This window comes from Noviherbaspirillum sp. L7-7A, from assembly GCF_019052805.1.
Taxonomy (GTDB): Bacteria; Pseudomonadota; Gammaproteobacteria; order Burkholderiales; family Burkholderiaceae_D; genus Noviherbaspirillum_A.
Genome location: NZ_JAHQRJ010000001.1, coordinates 42964 through 62705, shown reverse-complemented (window position 1 = coordinate 62705; position 19742 = coordinate 42964). Strand labels below are relative to the sequence as shown.

Genomic DNA, 19742 nt, shown 5'->3' with positions numbered 1-19742 from the left:
CGCAGAAGCCGGCTCTATGGCCGCTTTGGATGAAGATTTTTCCACTTGCCGGCTTGCCTTGCCTGGCTTGGCCGTCGCTGTTTCAGGCCTGGGAGTGGATGCTCGTTTTGCGGGAGATGACTTGCTGGCGGAAGGCGCCGTGGCTGCACGGGAAACCGCTTTCGGCGCAGTCGCGCCGACCTTGTCCGCCGGTGTGGCCGGCGCTGTCTGGGCCTCGGTTGCCGGGGCCGCCTGGTGTTTCACGGGTTTCTTCATTGCGTTCGCCATGGAATCAAAACCAACAGTTTGCGGACTTGCGCCCTACATCAGATTGATTGCGTATCGCGCGAAAGTGCAGCGCTATGGTATTTCATGAACTGCTGAAACCGGACCTCGACCACTCCTAAGATCTTGAATAAAAAGCTTTAAATAATAACATAGCATACTATCGCACAAGCAACATTGCCAATTCAGCGCAATTTTGCCTCGGCCGCCGCCTGCTGCTTCAACTCCTCGCGTTCCATCATTAACTGGCGGTAACGCGCATGCGAGTCAGGCGTCATGGTGCCGGCTGCCAGCCTTTCCATTTCCGCGTTCAACAGCTTCAAGCGCGTCTGCCGTACGGCACCAGCCAGTTCCGCCCTTGCGCTTTCGACATCATATTCCGTGTCGGCGGCAATGACGCTGATCAGAGCGTCGAACGCCGGGCCGGCGGCGCGTAGCCGCTCTGCCAGTCCGGCGAAATTGGCCTGCGCTCCCATCGCCCGCGCCTCGGCAATCAGCTGAGACAGCAGTTCGCCACTGTCGGGCGAGACCTGGGCCAGCGCTTCCAGCGACGCCTGGTCGATCTCGGCGGCCAGCACCGGCTGGGCAATCAGCAAGCGGATCACCTTCTTTTCCAGACCTTCAGGCGCCGAACGACTGCCGGCCCGGGGCGGCGCGGCGCGTTGCGGCGCGACAGCCACCGGCTTGCTCAGTTCAAACAGCGTCTCGATTTCGGCCGGCGTGGTCTGCGTCAGGTTGGCCAGGCTGCGTACCAGTTGCAGGCGCAAGGACGACGGCGGCATTGCCTGCAGCATCGGCCTGGCATGAAACTGCGCCCGGGCCCGGCCCTCGGCGGTGTGGAGTTCGCCTTCGGCGCTGACTTCGCTGAGCAGGAACTGCGATAGCGGCGTTGCTTCGCGGACCAGTTCCTCGAAGGCCTCGGCGCCGTGTTCGCGGACATAGCTGTCCGGATCGTGGCTGGCCGGCAGGAACAGGAAGCGCATGCTCTTGCTGTCACCGGCGTGGACCAGGCAGGCATCCAGCGCGCGGCGGGCGGCACGGCGGCCGGCGGCATCGCCGTCGAAGCTGAACACGACATGGTCAGTCTGACGCAGCAGTTTCTGCACATGGACCGGTGTACAGGCAGTACCCAGGGTCGCCACTGCCTGTGGAAATCCAAGCTGGGCTAGTGCCACAACATCCATATATCCCTCAGTGACCAGTACATACCCGGCTTCCCGGATCGCTTGCCGCGCCTCGAACAAACCGTATAGCTCGCTGCCTTTCTGAAATAGGGGCGTCTCGGGCGAATTCAAGTATTTTGGTTCACCAGTGTCCATGACACGGCCGCCAAAAGCGATTACCTGGCCCTTGGTGTTGCGAATGGGGAACATGATGCGGTCACGAAAGCGGTCGTAGCGCTTGTGCGGCGCGCCGCCCTCTTCCGCTGCACGGTCGATCACCAGGCCGGCTTCCACCAGGGCCGGATCGGCATAGTCGGGAAACGCGGCGCGCAGGCTGTCCCAGCCGGCGGGCGCATAGCCCATCGCAAAGCGCGCCGCGATCTCGCCGGTCAGGCCGCGTTTCTGCAGATAGGCAATGGCCTGCGGCGCAGTGCGCAGCTGCTGGCGGTAGAAGTCGGACGCGCGCGACATGGCCTCGGACAGCGCAAGGCTTTTCGCCTGGGCCTCGGCGCGCCTGGCCGATGGCACCCGGCTTTCGTCTTCCGGCACCGTCATGCCGGCGTTCTGGGCCAGCTCCTTGATCGCCTCGACATAGCCGAGGCCGGAATATTCCATCAGGAAGCCGATCGAGGTGCCATGGGCGCCGCAACCGAAGCAGTGATAGAACTGCTTGGTCGGACTGACGGTGAAGCTCGGGGATTTTTCGTTATGGAATGGGCACAGGCCCATGTAGTTGGCCCCGCCCTTCTTCAGCTGGACGAAGCGGCCCACCACGTCGACGATGTCGACGCGGGCGAGCAGGTCCTGGATGAAGGATTGCGGAATCACGACGGCGTCAGAGCCGCAGGCCGGCCGGTATCAGCGCTTGGCAAGAGCCGATTTCACCAGCGCGGAGACGGCTGTCATGTCGGCGCGTCCGGCCAGTTTCGGCTTGAGCACGGCCATCACCTTGCCCATGTCCTGCGGGCCGGCGGCGCCGGTGGACGCCACTGCCGCGGCAACCTCGGACTGGACTTCCTCTTCCGACAAGGCAGCCGGCATGTAGGCCGACAGCACCGTCAGCTCGCTCTTCTCGGCATCGGCCAGGTCCTGGCGGCCGCCGGCTTCGAACTGGCTGATGGAGTCGCGGCGCTGCTTGATCATCTTGTCGATGATGGCCTGCACCTGGGCGTCGTCGAGCTCGATGCGCTCATCGACTTCCTTCTGCTTGATGGCGGCGGTCAGCAGGCGGATGGCGCCAAGACGCTGGGCATCCTTGGCGCGCATGGCCGCCTTCATGTCCTCGGTGATTTTTTCCTTCAGGCCCATGATGATCCTTTTCAACGATCCGGCAGGCGGATCAATAAATGCCAAAACCCGCTGCGGACTTTCCGGAGCGGGTTGCCACCTCAACCGCAACGTGTGCGGCGGGTAATCAGTACAGTTTTTTCGGCAATTGCTGGCTGCGGATGCGCTTGTAGTGGCGCTTCACGGCAGCCGCGAGCTTGCGCTTGCGCTCAGCGGTCGGCTTCTCATAAAACTCGCGCGCCCGCAATTCGGTCAACAGGCCGGTTTTCTCAATGGTGCGCTTGAAGCGACGCATAGCGACTTCGAACGGCTCGTTTTCTTTAAGGCGAATAGTGGTCATGTACAAAAACCAAAGGTTTGGAATGGGAAGACGGCGAGTATAACAGCCCTTTTTTTCAAAAGAAAGGTGTTTGTGCGATTTAAATTGCTTTTCCGGCGGCGACGCCGGAGGCCCATGCCCACTGGAAGTTGTATCCGCCCAGCCAGCCGGTGACATCGACCGCCTCGCCGACGAAATACAGGCCGGGCACCGCATTGACCATCATGCTCTGCTGCGACAGCGCGCGGGTATCGACGCCGCCGCGGGTGACCTCGGCCTTGCGGTAGCCTTCCGAGCCGTCGGGCGTGATGGTCCAGCGGTTCAGGGTGTCGCCCAGCCGGCGCAGCTGCTTGTCCGGCATGTCGGCCGGTCGGGCGGCGGGATCGAAGCCGTTCGCCGTCAGCAGGCCTTCGGCCAGCCGCGACGGCAGCCACTGAGACAGATGGTTCACCAGGTTCTTGCGGATGGCGCCCTTGTCGCGCAGCAGTTCCTCGCCGACGTCGACTTCCGGCAGCAGGTTCAGCGACAGGCTTGCCGCATCCTTCCAGAAACTGGAAATCTGCAGCACTGCGGGGCCGGACAGGCCGCGATGGGTAAACAGCAGGTCTTCCTGGAACTGCATGCGGGTTTTCTTCGCGCCGGTTTCGATATCGACCGGCAGTGCGATGCCGGCCAGCGGCACGAAAGGCTGCCAGGCCGCCAGGTCGAAGGTCAGCGGCACCAGCGCCGGGCGCGGCTCGACCAGGGGAATGTCGAACTGGCGCGCGATCCGGAATGCAAAGTCGGTGGCGCCGATCTTCGGAATCGACAGGCCGCCGGTGGCGATCACCACAGACCCGGCGCGCAGCTCGCCGCCCTCGGTGGCGACGATGAAGTCCTCGCCTTCCCTGCGCAGCGACTGCACCCTGGTCGGCATGCGCCATGCCACGCCGCCGGCGTCGCACTCGGCCTTGAGCATGGCGATGATGTCCTCGGCGGAACGGTCGCAGAACAGCTGGCCCTTGTGCTTCTCATGCCAGGCAATGCCGTGGCGCTTCATCAGGCCAAGGAAATCCTGCGGCGTGTAGCGCGACAGGGCGCTGCGGCAGAAATGCGGATTCTCCGACAGGAAATTCTGCGGGCCGGCGTCGATATTGGTGAAATTGCAGCGGCCGCCGCCGGAGATGCGGATTTTTTCGGCCAGGCGGGTCGCGTGGTCGATCAGCACCACCCGCTTGCCGCGCTGGCCGGCGACGCTGGCGCACATCATGCCGGCCGCGCCGGCGCCGATCACCGCGACATCAAAATGCTGGGACATGGCAGGACTTCAGAAAACGAAGCCGCGATTGTAGCGGCATTGGCCTGCCGGCGTGCTGGCGCGTTGGCGGGCCGCCGGCTCAGGCCGCGAGCGATTCCGGCAGCACGGCACCGGCACCGGCGGCGCAGCGCACCACGTCGCCGATGACGATGATGCTCGGGCTGCCCAGGCCGGAAGCCGCAAGCGCTTGCGGCAGCGCGCCCAGCGTGGTGATGAGTTGGGCCTGCGCGGCGCCGGTGGCCGAGTGCACCACCGCCACCGGCGTATCGGCGGGCTTGCCGCCAGCCAGCAGGGCTGCCTGGATCTCGGCGCAGCGCGCCACGCCCATATAGATCACCAGCGTCAGGTCGAGCCGGGCCAGCGTGGCCCAGTCTGGGTTGTCGTGCTCGGTCTTGCCATGGCCGGTGATGAAGATGGCGCCCTGGCTGTAGGCGCGGTGCGTCAGCGGCACGCCGATGGCCGAGGGCGCGGCCAGTCCGCTGCTGATGCCGTTGACGACCTCGACCTCGATGCCGGCGGCGCGCAGCGTGGCGCATTCCTCGCCGCCGCGGCCGAAGATGAACGGGTCGCCCCCCTTCAGCCGCACCACGCAGTGGCCGGCGCGCGCTTCGGCCACCATCAGCCGCTCGATGAATTCCTGTGGCGTGGACTGGCAGCCGCCGCGCTTGCCGACTTCCACGATGCGCACATCCGGCCGCGCATGCTGCAGCACCTCGCGATTGACGAGGTCGTCCAGCAGCACTACATCGGCTGCCGCGATGGCCTTGACGGCCTTGATGGTCAGCAGGTCCGGGTCGCCGGGGCCGGCGCCGACCAGAAATACCTTGCCCGTGCTAGTTGTCTTCAATGTTGCTGTTGCGCTCATGATGCCTATCCTGCTTTTGCCGTAACAGCTTCGCTACATGCAAGCAGTGTTCCACCTGCTCGGCAATGGGGGCAGGCACGGGCTCCCTGCCCTCCAGCGCCGCCCTGATCCAGGCAGCGGTCGTGGCTGCATCGCTTTGGGCCGGCAGTGGGGGCATTTCATCGACCGGCGCCTGTTTTTGCACCAGGGTAGTGCATTGATGGTCGTGAAACCATTCGATCTGCTGCGCCCGCTTGGCATTGGCCACGGTTTCGCCTTCGGTTCCGCGCATCAGGAAGGCGTCTCCCTTATCGACCGGAGCGGCACGGCTGAAGTACTCGCTCAGCATGGTCAGGTATTCCGGATGGGTATAGGACACCAGCCGCAGCGCCGCGCCGGCGAAGGGCTGCATGATCTTTACCAGCGTATGGGTCGAGTTGCGCACGCCCAGCACGCGCCGCAACGACAGCAGATGCGCCATCCGGGGCGCCAGCGCATCGACCGGCATGAAAGCCGGCAAGCCCTGCGCAAACAGCGCGGCGGCCTTGGCCAGGCTGCCGGCCGGCGCGATCTGCAGTTCATGCAAAATCTCGGCCGTGGTGACGCGGCCCGGATCGTTGATCACGCCATGGATCAGCACCGGCGCGCCGCCGCGGGCCAGCAGCAGGGCCAGCAGCGGCGTGAGATTGGGCATCTGGCGCGAGCCGTTATAGCTGGGGATCACGATGGGCGCGAAGGCGGCGGCGGGGACGGCAAGCGGCTCGAACGAGGCTTCGCCGGCATCCAGGAAGCCGGCGATTTCATCGACCGATTCGCCCTTGATGCGCATGGCCAGCATCAGGCCGCCCATTTCGAGGTCGGAGACGCGGCCGTCCAGCATGGCGGCGTACAGATCGCGGGCATCGTCGCGCGACAGGCTGCGCGCGCCTTTTTTGCCGCGGCCGATTTCCTTGATGAAGCGGGCGGCGGGGAAGGAGGTGGGTTCAGTATTCATGGCCGCAAGCTTACTATGCCGGCCGCCTTGCGCGCGACCCTGATCGGCTGCCCGAACCTGTTGCCAGACAGGATTCAGGACTGCGCCGTGGCGCTGATGCCTGCCCGGAAAGGTGCATAGCGGATTACCTTGAGCTGCGGACTATGCCGGCGCAGCTCCGCCATTTCAGTTTCGAAGCTATTCAAGTCGCGGTAGCCGATCTTGAGTTGCCGGATCACCGTATTGTGCCGCAATGCCTTCATGACCTCTCTCTGTGCGCTGCTGTTTCCGGCGTTGCCGGCGATGGTGCAGTCGACCAGTTCCATGCGGACGATCGAGCGGTTGGCGGCAAGGCCCTGGATCAGCGGCGCTATCCCGTCGGGGAACGCGCAGCAGCGGAACTTCAGCGTATGCAAGCCGGTTTGCGCGGCAAGCACCGGCGCCAGGCCGGCCAGATGTTCGGCCTGCAAGGTCAGTTGGGAAAGGCCCAGCTTGGCCAGCGAACCGGGATGGAGCAGGCTGGCCAGCAACGGGTAGCCTGGCGTCTCCTCCGGAATTTTCCCGGCCAGGGAGAGCGACCTGATGGAAGGCCTGGCAAGCAGCAGGGCGGCAAGCCTTGAATAATCCATGTCGGCACCCAGACCCTGCAGGAACAGGCCGCCAGGCTGGGCGGCGCAGCTTTCCAGCAGGCCCAGCACCTGGCTTGCGCAGTCGCCTGTCGTATCGTCCCGCAGGTCAAGCGACAGGCGTTGCAGGCATGGATTGGCACGCAGGAATTGGGCAAGCGGCTGCAACATCGGCGCCTTGATCTGCATGCCGGTGACATCCATGGGGGTGTCGCTTGCCAGCAGGGTCGACAGGGTAGCCGTCAGTTTTTCAACCACCGAAGGTTCCAGCGCAGCGCTGATCTGCAGGCTGAGTTGACGCCGTTCCGAAGGTTGCTGGCTCTTCAGGCCGGTCACGATCAAGTTGAGAAAGCACGCGATCTGGGCCGAGGCCGAAGTACATGCCACCATTTCCAGGTGGCGCCAGCCGGTGCTGGCAACCAGGCCGGCGGCAATCTGGCTCAGACCCGGCTCGTCGAGAAAAACGCTGACATGCCGGTAACGCTCGCCCAGGCCACGTGCATAGTCGCTGATGAGCCCGCGGGCCTGGGCAGGCGCAACGTAGACGCCACGCATGCTTTCCAGGCGATCCCGCCAGTCCAGTGCCTGGCGCTCCAGCAGATTGACCGATGTCATGACCCTCTGCTGCTTCGCCTGGAGTGGCAGGCGTCCTTCCTGGTAGGAAGCCGGCAGGGCAAGCTGCAGGCACTGCACGGCGTTGTAAGTCGGTTTGGATGTCCTGACAAGGGAGGACAGATGCTCCTCGCCCAGCCAGCCGATAATTTCGCCGAGCAATTCCAGGGGGAGCGCCATCAGCGGACCCGGCGCATCGGTGCCGCCGGGATGCAGCGATGTCAGCAGCGGCGGCCTGGCCTGGCCCGGCTCGTCGATACGGCGCCGCTTGGCCTGGCCGGCCTTGGGCGATGCTTCGTTGACATCCATGCCATCGGCATTGACGTCATAGGTGCGCTTGAGCGCGATGCTTGAATTATCCATGTTCCCTCCGTTGTCGGACGGCCTGGGTTACGCCGGCCAGCAACGGGTTCGATTAATTAGGCATGGCTCAAACTTGCTTCAGATTTCAGATAGCTTCTGCCCTGGCCATGGATTCATGCAGGATGATTTTCTTCAACTCCGGCACGCAGGAGCCGCAGCTGGTGCCGCACTTGAGCCCTTGCTGCAGGCTGCACAGCGCTTCCTGCGGCGTGCCGGCCGCCTGCGCGGCCAGCGCGTCGACGATTTCAGACTCGGCCACATTGTGGCAGTTGCACACCACGCGGCCCCGTGCCTTGAAGCCCTGCGGCGCGGTGGAAGATGGCGACAGCAGAAGCCGGCCCAGCGCGGCCACCGGCTGCCCGCCGTCGAGATATTCGCGCAGCCAGTTCTCGGCGGCGATATCGCCGGCCAGCGACACCGCTTCCAGCCGTCCCTCGGCCAGACGGAGATGGCGGGCATTGCCGCGCCGCCGGTCGTCGTAGCGCAAGACCTGCGCGCCCTCGATGCCGAAGCGCGCCTCGATCTCGGCGATCAGCGCCGGATCCGCCGGATAGTCGTCGGCGGCGCGGAACAGCACGCCGCTCCGCTCGCGCCCGAACAGGGTGCAGGAAGCGTAGGCGAAGCGTTTCATGTAGGGCCGCAGCGCGGCCTGCAGCCGCAGCACCTCGGACGGCGCGGCCCAGCCGAAGACCAGGAAGCGCCATGGCAGCTCGGCTTTCAGTATCTTCACCGCCGCATGCTTCAGTTCGGGCTGGAAGGAATGCGGGTCCAGCGCCGGCAGCGTCAGCGCATTGACGCCATGGCTGCCGCCGCCGTTGGCGCCGCGGCCGGACACATATTCCTGGCCCCAGTGCATGGCCACAAAGGCCTGGCCGCTGCGCATGTCGTCGCCGCCCGTCACCGGCAGCAGCTGCGAGCCGCGGCGGCTGGTGACATGCACCAGGTCGCCGTTCTTCAACAGGCGCCTCTCCATGTCGACTGGCGCCAGCACCACCGCCGGCTCGGCGGCATGCGAGAAGAGCTGCGCGACAGTGCCGGTGCGGCTCATGCCGTGCCACTGGTCGCGCAGGCGGCCGGTGGTCATGCGGAACGGGTAACGCGCATCGACCGGCTCGGCCACCGGCTTGTAGGGCGTGACCACGAAGCGGGCGCGGCCAGTGGCAGTGGGAAAGCGGCCATCCTCATACAGCCGCTTGCGGCCGCTGCTTGCGCCTTCCGGGAACGGCCATTGCTGCGGCCCCTGCTCTTCCAGGATGCGATAGGACAGGCCGGTGATGTCAAGGTCGCGGCCGCGGGTGGTTTCGCGGTGCTCGTTCCAGATCGCTTCCGGGCTTTCATACGGGAACAGGCTGCACTCCCGCCCCATCAGCTTCTCCAGCCGGCGCGCCACGTCGACCACGATGCGCCAGTCGTGACGTGCCTCGCCGGGCGGCGGCAGCACCGGCTTGAAGCGGGTGATGCGGCGCTCGGAATTGGTGACCGTGCCTTCCTTCTCGCTCCAGGTGGTGGCCGGCAGCAGCACGTCGGCATAGGCCACCGTGGCGGTGGAGCGATAGGCTTCCTGCACGATCACCAGCTCCGCATGCTGCAGCGCCTGCTGCACCAGGTTCTGGTCCGGCAGCGACTGGGCCGGGTTGGTGCAGGCGATCCAGAGGATCTTGATCTCGCCGCTGCGCACCGCCTCGAACATCGGGATCGCGGTCTTGCCCGGCGTGGCCGGCACATCATCCACGCCCCAGAGCCGGGCCACTTCCGCGCGGTGTTCGGGATTGGCCAGGTCGCGATGGCCGGACAGCAGGTTGGCCATGCCGCCGACCTCGCGCCCGCCCATGGCATTGGGCTGGCCGGTCAGGGAAAACGGCCCGGCGCCGGGCTTGCCGATCTGGCCGGTGGCCAGGTGCAGGTTGATCAGCGCCGCATTCTTGGCCGTGCCCGACGACGACTGGTTCAGGCCCTGGCAATACAGCGATAGCGCGGCCTTTGCCTCGCCAAACCAGCGCGCCGCCTTCAGCAGATCTTCCTCGCTGATGCCGCAGATGCCGGCCACATGCCTGGGCGTGTAGTCGCGCACCGCGTTCTTCAGCTCGGTGAAGCCTTCGGTATGGCTGTCGACGAAACTCTGGTCGATCAGGCCTTCCCACAGGCAGATATGCAGCAGGCCGTTGAACAGGGCCACATCGGTGCCCGGCAGGATCTGCAGGAACAGGTCGGCATCGCGCGCGGTGTCGGTGCGGCGCGGGTCGGCCACGATCATGCGCAGGCCCGGATTGACGCGGCGCGCCTCCTCGATGCGGCGGTACAGGATGGGGTGGGCATACGCGGTGTTGGAACCGGCGATGAACAGCAGGTCGGCATGGTCGATGTCTTCATAGCAGGCCGGCGGCGCGTCGGCGCCCAGCGTCTGCTTGTAGCCCGCCACCGCGCTGGACATGCACAGCCGCGAATTGGTGTCGACATTGTTGGTGCCGATCAGGCCCTTGGCCAGCTTGTTGAAGACATAGTAGTCCTCGGTCAGCAGCTGGCCGGAGATATAGAAGCCGATGCTGTCGGGGCCATGGCGGGCGATGGTGTCGGCGATGCGGCGCGCCAGGAATTCCTCGGTCTGCTGCCATGAGGCGGGACGGCGTTCCTCCGAGCGCGTTTCGCGCAGCTCCGGATAAAGCGCCCGCGCCTGCTGCTGCAGCAGCGGATCGGCGCTCAGGTGCAGCGTGCTGCCCTTGGTGCACAGCTTGCCGAAGTTGGCGGGATGGTCCGGGTCGCCGCGCACGCCCAGCACCCGCTGGCCATCGCTTTGAACAATCACGCCGCAACCCACGCCGCAGTAGCAGCAGGTGGTCTTGGTTTCCTTCAGGCCGGCGGCGACGAATGGGGGATGGGAGAGTGCATTCATGCGGCTTCATCCACCGTCGCGTTCAGTTCCGCGACGTCCAGGTACACCTGGCCATCTTCCACCTTCACGCTGAACTTCTGGGTGCAGCCCTCGTCCGGCGCCACCGCGCAGCCGGAGCCCAGTTCGATGCTCCAGTTATGCAGCGGGCACGCAACCCGCTCGCCAAACACGATGCCCTGCGACAGCGGTCCGCCGCGATGCGGGCAGCGGTCCAGCAGGGCAAACACGGCATCCTCGCTGTTGCGGAAAATCGCCACGTCGGGCTGCGTTGCCCGCTTGACGACCCGTGCGCCAAGCACGGGAATGTCTGCGACGCTGCAGACGGCTTTCCATTGATTCGACATTGCTGCTTCCTTTGATGGCTACTTTGGTGTGAGGCTCACACCGTCAATGGCGTGAACTGGCGGGCATCGACCTGGGCGCGGTCGAACTCGTGCCACGGGTCGGGCAGGCCGTCGAGCGAGAACAGCAGCCGCTCGTACAGGGCGCGCCGGCCCTCGTGGTCTTCCAGCACCATCTTCTTCACATGGTCCAGCCCCACCCGCGCCAGGTAATGCACGGTGCGCTCCAGGTACCAGCCCTCCTCGCGGTAGAGCTGCAGGAAGGCGCCGGCATATTCGAGCACTTCCTCATGGGTCTTCAGCTTGACGAAGAAATGCGCAACCTCGGTCTTGATGCCGCCGTTGCCGCCGACATAGATCTCCCAGCCGGAATCGACGCCGATCACGCCGACGTCCTTGATGCCGGACTCGGCGCAATTGCGCGGGCAGCCCGACACCGCGATCTTGACCTTGTGCGGCGAATACATGCGCGCCAGCGCCTTCTCCATCTGCTGGCCGAGAAGCGTCGAGTTCTGGGTGCCGAAGCGGCACCACTCGGAGCCGACGCAGGTCTTGACCGTGCGCAGGCCCTTTGCATAGGCCAGGCCGGACGGCATGCCGAGGTCCTTCCACACCGCCGGCAGGTCTTCCTTCTTCACGCCCAGCAGGTCGATGCGCTGGCCGCCGGTGACCTTCACGGTGGGGATCGCATACTTGTCGACCACGTCGGCGATGCGGCGCAGGTCGGCCGCGCTGGTCTCGCCGCCCCACATGCGCGGAATCACCGAGTAGGTGCCGTCCTTCTGGATGTTGGCATGCGAGCGCTCGTTGATGAAGCGCGACTGCGGGTCGTCGATGGCTTCGTGCGGCCAGGTCGAGATCAGGTAGTAATTGATTGCGGGTCGGCAGCTGGCGCAGCCGTTGGGCGTGCGCCATTCCATGAAGCGCATTACGTCGGCCACGGTCAGCAGCTTGTTCTGGCGGATCGCGTCGCGCGCTTCCTGGTGGGTGTGGTCGGTGCAGCCGCACATCGGCTTGGCCTTGGTGGCAGCCGAGTAGTCGCCGCCGGCGGTAAACATGATGATCTGCTCCACCAGGCCGGTGCAGGAGCCGCAGGAGGCCGAGGCCTTGGTGTGCTTGCGCACGTCTTCCAATGTAAACAAGCCCTTTTCCTTGATGGCGCTGACGATGGCGCCCTTGCACACGCCATTGCAGCCGCAGACTTCGGCGCTGTCGGGCATGGCGGCTGCCATGGTAAAGCCTTCATGGCCGGTGTCGCCGGGGCGGCCGGTGTTGGCTTCCCCGAACATCAGGCTGTCGCGGATCTCGCCGATATCCTTGCCTTCGCGCAGCAGCCTGAAATACCAGCTGCCATCGACCGTATCGCCATACAGGCAGGCGCCGACCAGCTTGTCATCCTTGATCACCAGCTTCTTGTAGACGCCGCCAAGCGGGTCGGACAGCACGATTTCCTCGGTGCCCTCGCCGCCCATGAACTCGCCGGCCGAGAACAGGTCGATGCCGGTGACCTTGAGCTTGGTGGACGTGACCGAGCCCTGGTAGCGGCCGATGCCGAAGCTGGCCAGGTGATTGGCCGCGACCTTGGCCATCTCGAACAGCGGCGCCACCAGGCCATAGGCGGTGCCGCGATGGTTGACGCATTCGCCCACCGCGTAGATGCGCGGGTCGTAGGTCTGCATGGTGTCGTTGACCACGATGCCGCGGTTGCAGTGAATGCCGCTGGCTTCGGCCAGCGCGGTGTTGGGACGGATGCCCACGGCCATTACCACCAGCTGCGCCGGCACTTCCAGGCCGTCCGTGAAGCGGATCGCCTGCACATGCCCGTTGTCGTCGCCCACCAGTTCCTGGGTGTTCTTTGCCAGCAGGAACTTCAGGCCGCGGTCTTCCAGCGACTTCTGCAGCATCTTGCCGGCGACCGGATCGAGCTGGCGTTCCATCAGCCAGCCGGGCAGGTGCACCACCGTCACATCCATGCCGCGCAGCTTCAGGCCATTCGCCGCTTCCAGGCCCAGCAGGCCGCCGCCGATCACCACCGCATGGCTATGCTTCTCGGCCGCCGCGATCATTGCATTGGTGTCGTGGATGTCGCGATAGGAAATCACACCTGCCAGGTCGCGCCCCGGCACCGGCAGCATGAAAGGCGTGGAGCCGGTGGCCAGCAGCAGCCGGTCGTATTCGGCCACCGTGCCATCCTCGGCCACCACCATGCGGCGGGCGCGGTCTATCCTGGTGATCTTCTTGCCAAGATGCAGGGTGATGTTGTTCTGCGCATACCAGTCGACATCGTTGAGCATGATGTCCTGTATGGTCTGCTCGCCGGCCAGCACCGGCGAGAGCAGGATGCGGTTGTAGTTGGCATAAGGCTCGGCGCCGAATACCGTGATGTCGTAGATGTCTGGCGCGATCTTGAGCAGTTCTTCCAGAGTGCGCACGCCTGCCATGCCATTGCCGACCATGACCAATTTCAGCTTCTTCATTAAAGCCCTTTCCTGTCCATGGCTTCTCCATTAAAGCCATTTCAGCATCTGATGGCGCTTGCAGGATGCAAGACCAGTGCCAGCCAGGCAGGCGCCACAATTCACCGCAATAGCCCATAAACCGCACCGCAGGCGTGCACAGGCCTGAGTTTGATGGTGCATCGCACACCGAGGCGGCACCGGCGTTTCATAGACAAAAGCGGATGCACGAAAATCGACTGGCATATCCCTTGCATGGTGCAGCCCGCCTTTTAACGCCGATTGGACGCATCATGCAAAAAACCTCATTCTGGAAAGCCGGGCATACCCCAACCCTGCTGGCCGCCTTCTTCTACTTCGATCTCAGCTTCATGGTGTGGGTAATCCTCGGCCCGCTGGCCGTGCAGATATCGAAGGATCTCGGCCTGACCGCGGCGCAAAAGGGCCTGATGGTTGCCACGCCGCTGCTGGCAGGCGCTTTGCTGCGCATCGTGATGGGCGTGCTGGTCGACCATCTGAAACCCAAGAAGGCCGGACTGATCGGCCAGCTGGTGGTGCTGGCCGGCCTGACCTGGGCCTGGCTGGGCAAGCTCGACAGCTACCACAGCATGCTGACCCTGGGCATCCTGCTCGGCATGGCCGGCGCCGCCTTCGCGGTGGCGCTGCCGCTGGCGTCGCGCTGGTATCCGCCCGAGCACCAGGGCACGGCGCTGGGCATTGCCGGCGCCGGCAATTCAGGCACCGCTTTCGCCGCCCTGTTCGCGCCGGCGCTGGCCATGGCCTTCGGCTGGCAGAATGTGTTCGGCCTGTGCCTGATCCCATTGGGCGTGGCGCTGGCGGTCTACCTGATCTTTGCCAAGGATGCGCCGTCTGCACCGCCGCCGAAGTCGCTGGTGGAATACCTGCATGTGCTGAAGGACAAGGACGCCTGGTGGTTCATGTTCTTCTACGGCGTCACCTTCGGCGGCTTTTCCGGGCTGGCCTCGTCGCTGGCCATCTACTTCAACGGCCAGTACGGCCTGTCGCCGGTGACGGCCGGCTACTTCACCGCCGCCTGCGTCTTCGCCGGCTCGCTGGTGCGGCCCCTGGGCGGACGCATGGCCGACCGCATCGGCGGCATCAAGACCCTGTCCATCATGTACCTGCTGGCCGCGCTGTTCCTGTTCATCGCCAGCTTCGGCCTGCCCTCGGCGGCGATGGCCGTGGTGGTGTTCGTGCTGGCGATGCTGGCGCTGGGCACCGGCAACGGCGCGGTGTTCCAATTGGTGCCGCAGCGCTTTCGCAAGGAGATCGGCGTGATGACGGGACTGGTCGGCATGGCCGGCGGCGTCGGCGGCTTCTATCTTGCCTCCAGCCTGGGCTTTTCCAAGCAGATGACCGGCAGCTATCAGCTGGGCCTGACCATCTTCGCCTCGCTGGCCCTGCTGGCGCTGGTCGGCCTGTCGGTGGTGAAGGGCCGCTGGCGCACCACCTGGGGCAGCGCGGCGATGACGACGGCCAAGATCTGAGCCTTTAAACAAGCTTGCTGCATGCGCGGCCGGTGGCAGCAGGATGCTGCCCCGGCCGTTTTTCCTTCATACTGCGATTCGCTTTCCGCCCGCCACCCAGCACCAAGCCACATGCCTCTCACCGTCACCGCAGCCCACAGCACCCATCCCGGCCCGCGCGCCAGCAATGAAGACTTTGTCGGCATGGTCACGCCGGACGAGCCCGAGCGCAGCACCAAGGGCCTGATCGCGGCGATCGCCGATGGCGTGTCGGGCAACGATGGCGGCCGCGAGGCGTCCGAATTCACGGTGCGCAACCTGCTGTCGGACTACTACGCCACGCCCGACACCTGGCCGGTGACCCAGTGCCTGCAGAAGGTCATCACCGCGGTCAACAGCTGGGTGCAGAGCCAGGGCACGAAACGGCCTGAACTGGCCGGCATGGCTACCACCCTCACGGCACTGGTCCTGCGCGGCAATTTCTATTACTTCTCGCATGTCGGCGACACCCGGCTCTACCTGCTGCGCGCCGGCAAGCTGGAGCGGCTTACCACCGACCATGTCTGGGACAAGCCGGAAATGCAGCATGTGCTGACGCGCGCGGTCGGGCTCGATACCCGCATCGCCATCGACCACGGCATGGGCGAGTGCCGCGTCGGCGATATCTTCCTGCTGGCGACCGACGGCCTGTGGAGCGCGCTGACCGAGTACGAACTCAACCGCCAGCTGTCGCTGCTGGCATTGAAGTCGGCCGATGCGGAAAGCACCGCGCAGGGCCTGCTGCAGGCAGCGCAGCAGGCTGGCACGGGCGACAACCTGAGCGCGCTGGTGATCCGCATCGAGTCGCTGCCCGAAGCCGACCTGCGCGATGCGCTGGCCACCATGCGCCACCTGCCGCTGCCGCCACGGCTCAAGCCGGGCCAGAGCCTGGACGGCCTGGTGGTGGAGGAGCAGGTCCACGCCTCCCGCGCCACCATCCTGTACCGGGTACGCGACCCGGCCACCGGCCGCAGGCTGGTGCTGAAAACCCTGCAGCCGGAGCGCGACAACGACCCGGCGGAACGTTCCGCCTTCGCGCATGAGGAATGGCTGGCGCGGCGCGCGGTGGCGCGCTTCTTCCCGCAGGTGGTGACGCTGTCGGAGCGCAGCTGCCTTTACTACCTGAGCACCTGGCATGACGGCGCGACGCTGCAGCAGCATCTGGATGCCGGCCGCCATTTCACGATGCCGGAAGTCGTCACCGAAGGCAGCCGCCTGGTACGGGCGCTGGGCGCGCTGCACCGGCGCAGCATCATTCACCGCGACATCAAGCCCGCCAATGTGCATCTGGGCGACGACGGCGAGCTGCGGGTGCTCGACCTGGGCGTGGCCCAGTCCGGCCTGGAAGCCGGCGCCGGCCCCTCGGCGCCACAGGCCGGCACGCCGTCCTTCCTGGCGCCGGAACAATATGACAATGCGGTGCCGTCGCGCCAGACCGATATCTATGCTGCCGGCGTCACGCTGTACCTGATGCTGACCCGCCAGTATCCATACGGCGAGATCGAAGCCTTCCAGCGGCCGCGCTTCGGCGAGCCCGCGCCGCCCACGCGCTACCGGCCGGACGTGCCGCTGTGGCTGGAGAATGTGCTGTTGAAGGCAGTGGCCAGGAATCCGGCGGACCGCTTCGAGACCGCCGAGGAATTCCTGCTGGCGCTGGAACGCGGCCCCAGCAGGCCGCTGCCCGCACCGGCCGCGGTACCGCTGGCCAGGCGCGACCCTGCCATGCTGTGGCGGGGGGTGGCGGCGGTGTCCATCGTGCTGAACCTGCTGCTGCTCTATCTGGTGGCGCTTCGCTGACAGCTGGTGGCGCTGCGCTGACAGCGCGCAGGCCATGCAGCCGGCGGCTCAGTAAGAGAGATACCTTTCCGACGCCCAGGTCACCAGCCCGATCACCAGCACCACCAGGATCAGCACGACCAGCAGCCGCCCGAACTTTGGCATGCCGTCGGTGCCGGTGGGCTGCTCTTCCGGATGGTTCATCGGATTGCCGCCCGGCTCCCTGCCTTGATCGTTCATCGCGTGCTCACGGCAGCAGGATGGTGGAGCCGGTGGTCTTGCGGCCTTCGAGGTCGATATGCGCCTGCGCCGCATCCTTCAATGCATAGCGCTGGTTGATCTCGATCTTGACCTTGCCGCTGCCGACCACGTCGAACAGGTCGGCCGCCATCGCTTCCAGGTCTTCCCGCTTGGCGGAATAGCTAAACAGCGTCGGCCGGGTGATGAACAGCGAGCCGCGCGAGGCCAGCTCGTTCAGGCTGAACGGCGGCACCGGGCCGGACGCGCTGCCGAAGCTGACCATGGTGCCCAACGGCGACAGGCAGTCCAGCGAGCCGGTGAAGGTATCAACGCCGATCGAGTCATACACCACCGGCACGCCGCGCCCGCCCGTGATTTCCTTCACACGCTCGACGAAGTTTTCCTTGTTGTAGTTGATCACATGGGTTGCGCCATGCTGTTTGGCCAACTCGCCCTTCTGATCCGAGCCCACCGTGCCGATCAGGTTCACGCCCAGCGCGCGCGCCCACTGGCAGGCGATCAGGCCGACGCCGCCGGCGGCCGCGTGGAACAGGATTGTTTCGCCGCCCTTCAACGGGAAGGTGCGGCGGAACAGGTACTGCACCGTCAGGCCCTGCAGCATCATGGCCGCGCCGGTTTCGAAGTCGATATTGTCCGGCAGTTTCACCAGCACCGCCGCCGGCATCACCCGCGCCTCGGCATAAGCGCCGGGCGGACGGGCGGCATAGGCGACACGGTCGCCCGGCTTCACATGGCTCACGCCCTCGCCCACCGCTTCCACCACGCCGGCGCCTTCCATGCCCAGGCCGGCCGGCAGCGGCTGCGGATACAGGCCGGTGCGGAAGTAGACATCGATATAGTTCAGGCCGCAGGCATGGTGCCGCACCCGCGCCTCGCCCGGTCCCGGCTCGCCGACTTCGACGTCGACATGTTCCATTACTTCCGGTCCGCCGGTCTTGAAGATCCTGATCGCTTTGGTCATGTTCTCGCTCCTGAATTAAAAGGTGCCGGGATAGGCGCCGCCGTCGAGCAGGATGTTCTGCCCGGTCATGTAGCCGGCATGGGCACTGCACATGAAGGCGCAGAAGGCGCCGAATTCAGCCGCGGTGCCAAAGCGCTGCGCCGGGTTCTGCTTGCGACGCGCTTCCTTGACCTCATCGATGCTCTTGCCGCTGGCCTTGGCCGCGCCGGCCATGGTGGCGCCCAGGCGGTCGGTGTCGAAGGGCCCTGGCAGCAGGTTGTTGATGGTGACATTGTGCGCCACGGTCTTGCGGGCGATGCCGGCGACGAAGCCGGTCAGGCCGGAACGGGCGCCGTTGGACAGGCCCAGCACATCGATCGGCGCCTTCACCGCGCTCGAGGTGATGTTGACGATGCGGCCGAAGCCGCGGCTGATCATGCCGTCGACGGTGGCCTTGATCAGCTCGATGGGCGTCAACATGTTGGCGTCCAGCGCGGCGATCCATTGTTCCCTGCCCCAGTCGCGGAAATCGCCGGTCGGCGGGCCGCCGGCATTGGTGACCAGGATGTCCGGCGCCGGGCAGGCGGCCAGCGCCTGCGCCCGGCCTTCCGGCGTGGTGATGTCGGCCGCCACCGCGGTCACATTGACGCCATGGGCACGCCGGATGTCCTCGGCGGTTTTTTCCAGCGCTTCGGCATTGCGCGCCACCAGCACCAGGTTCACGCCATCGGCGGCCAGCGCCTCGGCGCAGCCCTTGCCCAGTCCCTTGGATGCGCCGCATACCAGCGCGGTCTTGCCCTTGATTCCCAGATCCATGTCTCTTCCTACGCTTTCTTTTTTGATAGTAAATAAATGCCGGCCAGCACCAGCGCGGTGCCGGCCAGCTGGATTGCCGTAATCGGTTCGCCCAGCACCCAGGCGCCCAGAAACAGTGTCGATACCGGCCCGACCATGCCCGTCAGGGACACCGTCGGCGCGCCGATGCGGGCCACCGCGATCATGGTCAGGAACACCGGCAGCACCGTGCAGAACACCGCATTGACCAGCGACAGGCCATACACCGGCGCCGGCTGCGCCAGCATGACTATGGGCTTCAGCGCCAGGAACTGAAGTATGCATGCAAAGCTGGAAACGCACATCGCATAGGCCACCAGCCGCATCGGCCCGACCCGGCGCACCAGTTCGCCCGACATCAGCAGGTACAGCGCATAGGTGACGGCGCTGGCCAGCACGAAAGCGCCGCCGAGCGGCACGTTGGCGCCGCCGGTGCGGGCGTCATGCAGGAATACCAGCACCGTGCCGGAGTAGGACACCAGCAGCGCGCCCCATTCCAGCCGGCCGATTTTCTTGTGCAGGAAAAACACCGAGATCAGCAGCACGAAGGACGGCGTCAGGAACAGGATCAGCCGCTCCAGGCCGGCGCTGATGTATTGCAGGCCCAGGAAATCGAGAAAGCTCGACAGGTAATAGCCCAGCAGCCCGAGGAAGACGATGCGCAGCCGGTCGCTGCCGGGCAGGGGCGGCGAGCGGCGCGCATGCCAGATCGCCACCACCGCGAAGAAGGGCAGCGAGAACAGCATGCGGAAACCGATCAGGGTGACGGCGTCGACCGGGTAACGGTAGATCAGCTTGGCGACGATCGCCTTGGTGGAGAACAGCACGGCGCCGACAACGGCGATTGCCAGCCCGGCCAAGAAAGCCTGGCGCTGCGCCGGCAGTGAAACGGAGGAGGAAGTCATTGACGAATTGTAAAAGAAAACCGGCAATCGAACTTTGCCTATCGGCACCGATCATGCCTGCCGGT

The 19742-nt window shown here is 65.4% G+C and carries 17 protein-coding genes; 3 read left to right on the top strand and 14 right to left on the bottom strand.

Annotation, left to right across the window (positions count from 1 at the left end):
* Positions 1–16 precede the first annotated feature (16 nt).
* Entirely contained in the window at positions 17–355 is a 339-nt protein-coding gene (locus KTQ42_RS24330) for a hypothetical protein (RefSeq protein WP_349292106.1), read from the top strand.
* 94 nt (positions 356–449) lie between these two features.
* Here KTQ42_RS24330 and dnaG read toward each other — a convergent pair whose 3' ends face one another.
* The 10 genes from dnaG to nirB all read right to left on the bottom strand — a co-directional run bounded on the left by dnaG (position 450) and on the right by nirB (position 13456).
* The gene (gene dnaG, locus KTQ42_RS00310; RefSeq protein WP_217343678.1) at positions 450–2255 is read right to left on the bottom strand and encodes a DNA primase; all 1806 of its coding nucleotides are present in this window, start codon (positions 2253–2255) and stop codon (positions 450–452) included.
* Positions 2256–2285: 30 nt separating this feature from the next.
* The gene (locus tag KTQ42_RS00305; RefSeq protein ID WP_217346752.1) at positions 2286–2735 is read right to left on the bottom strand and encodes a GatB/YqeY domain-containing protein; all 450 of its coding nucleotides are present in this window, start codon (positions 2733–2735) and stop codon (positions 2286–2288) included.
* 106 nt (positions 2736–2841) lie between these two features.
* Positions 2842–3054, bottom strand: coding sequence for a 30S ribosomal protein S21 (rpsU, locus tag KTQ42_RS00300; protein ID WP_005665410.1), 213 nt, complete (start codon positions 3052–3054; stop codon positions 2842–2844).
* Between the two features lie 79 nt (positions 3055–3133).
* Entirely contained in the window at positions 3134–4330 is a 1197-nt protein-coding gene (locus KTQ42_RS00295; protein ID WP_217343677.1) for an NAD(P)/FAD-dependent oxidoreductase, read from the bottom strand.
* 79 nt (positions 4331–4409) lie between these two features.
* On the bottom strand, positions 4410–5195 hold the full coding sequence (gene cobA / locus KTQ42_RS00290) for a uroporphyrinogen-III C-methyltransferase (protein WP_217343676.1): 786 nt from the start codon (positions 5193–5195) through the stop codon (positions 4410–4412).
* Positions 5164–6168, bottom strand: coding sequence for a DNA-binding protein YbiB (ybiB, locus tag KTQ42_RS00285; RefSeq protein WP_217343675.1), 1005 nt, complete (start codon positions 6166–6168; stop codon positions 5164–5166). Before ybiB ends, cobA begins: the two co-directional genes overlap by 32 nt.
* 74 nt (positions 6169–6242) lie before the next feature.
* Positions 6243–7748 (bottom strand): hypothetical protein, encoded by a 1506-nt coding sequence (locus KTQ42_RS00280; RefSeq protein WP_217343674.1) that lies wholly within the window; start codon positions 7746–7748, stop codon positions 6243–6245.
* An 85-nt stretch (positions 7749–7833) separates the two neighbouring features.
* Positions 7834–10638, bottom strand: a complete 2805-nt coding sequence (locus KTQ42_RS00275; protein WP_249222592.1) for a nitrate reductase — start codon at positions 10636–10638, stop codon at positions 7834–7836.
* Positions 10635–10982: a nitrite reductase small subunit NirD gene (gene nirD, locus KTQ42_RS00270; RefSeq protein WP_217343673.1), complete on the bottom strand. Its 348-nt coding sequence runs from the start codon at positions 10980–10982 to the stop codon at positions 10635–10637. The genes KTQ42_RS00275 and nirD overlap by 4 nt, the downstream gene beginning before the upstream one ends.
* A 35-nt stretch (positions 10983–11017) precedes the next feature.
* Positions 11018–13456, bottom strand: a complete 2439-nt coding sequence (nirB, locus tag KTQ42_RS00265) for a nitrite reductase large subunit NirB (protein ID WP_217343672.1) — start codon at positions 13454–13456, stop codon at positions 11018–11020.
* 272 nt (positions 13457–13728) lie between these two features.
* Between nirB and KTQ42_RS00260 the strand changes: the two genes are divergently transcribed.
* Positions 13729–14943: a nitrate/nitrite transporter gene (locus tag KTQ42_RS00260; protein WP_217343671.1), complete on the top strand. Its 1215-nt coding sequence runs from the start codon at positions 13729–13731 to the stop codon at positions 14941–14943.
* Positions 14944–15054: 111 nt separating this feature from the next.
* Positions 15055–16758, top strand: coding sequence for a bifunctional protein-serine/threonine kinase/phosphatase (locus KTQ42_RS00255; RefSeq protein WP_217343670.1), 1704 nt, complete (start codon positions 15055–15057; stop codon positions 16756–16758).
* Between the two features lie 48 nt (positions 16759–16806).
* Here KTQ42_RS00255 and KTQ42_RS00250 read toward each other — a convergent pair whose 3' ends face one another.
* From KTQ42_RS00250 to KTQ42_RS00235, 4 genes are read right to left on the bottom strand one after another with little or no spacing between them, the layout of a single operon-like run.
* Positions 16807–16977, bottom strand: a complete 171-nt coding sequence (locus KTQ42_RS00250) for a hypothetical protein (RefSeq protein ID WP_217343669.1) — start codon at positions 16975–16977, stop codon at positions 16807–16809.
* A gap of 7 nt (positions 16978–16984) precedes the next feature.
* Positions 16985–17959: a quinone oxidoreductase gene (locus tag KTQ42_RS00245; RefSeq protein WP_217343668.1), complete on the bottom strand. Its 975-nt coding sequence runs from the start codon at positions 17957–17959 to the stop codon at positions 16985–16987.
* 15 nt (positions 17960–17974) lie between these two features.
* Positions 17975–18754 (bottom strand): SDR family oxidoreductase, encoded by a 780-nt coding sequence (locus KTQ42_RS00240; RefSeq protein WP_217343667.1) that lies wholly within the window; start codon positions 18752–18754, stop codon positions 17975–17977.
* An 8-nt stretch (positions 18755–18762) separates the two neighbouring features.
* Positions 18763–19677: a DMT family transporter gene (locus KTQ42_RS00235; RefSeq protein ID WP_217343666.1), complete on the bottom strand. Its 915-nt coding sequence runs from the start codon at positions 19675–19677 to the stop codon at positions 18763–18765.
* Positions 19678–19742 lie beyond the last annotated feature (65 nt).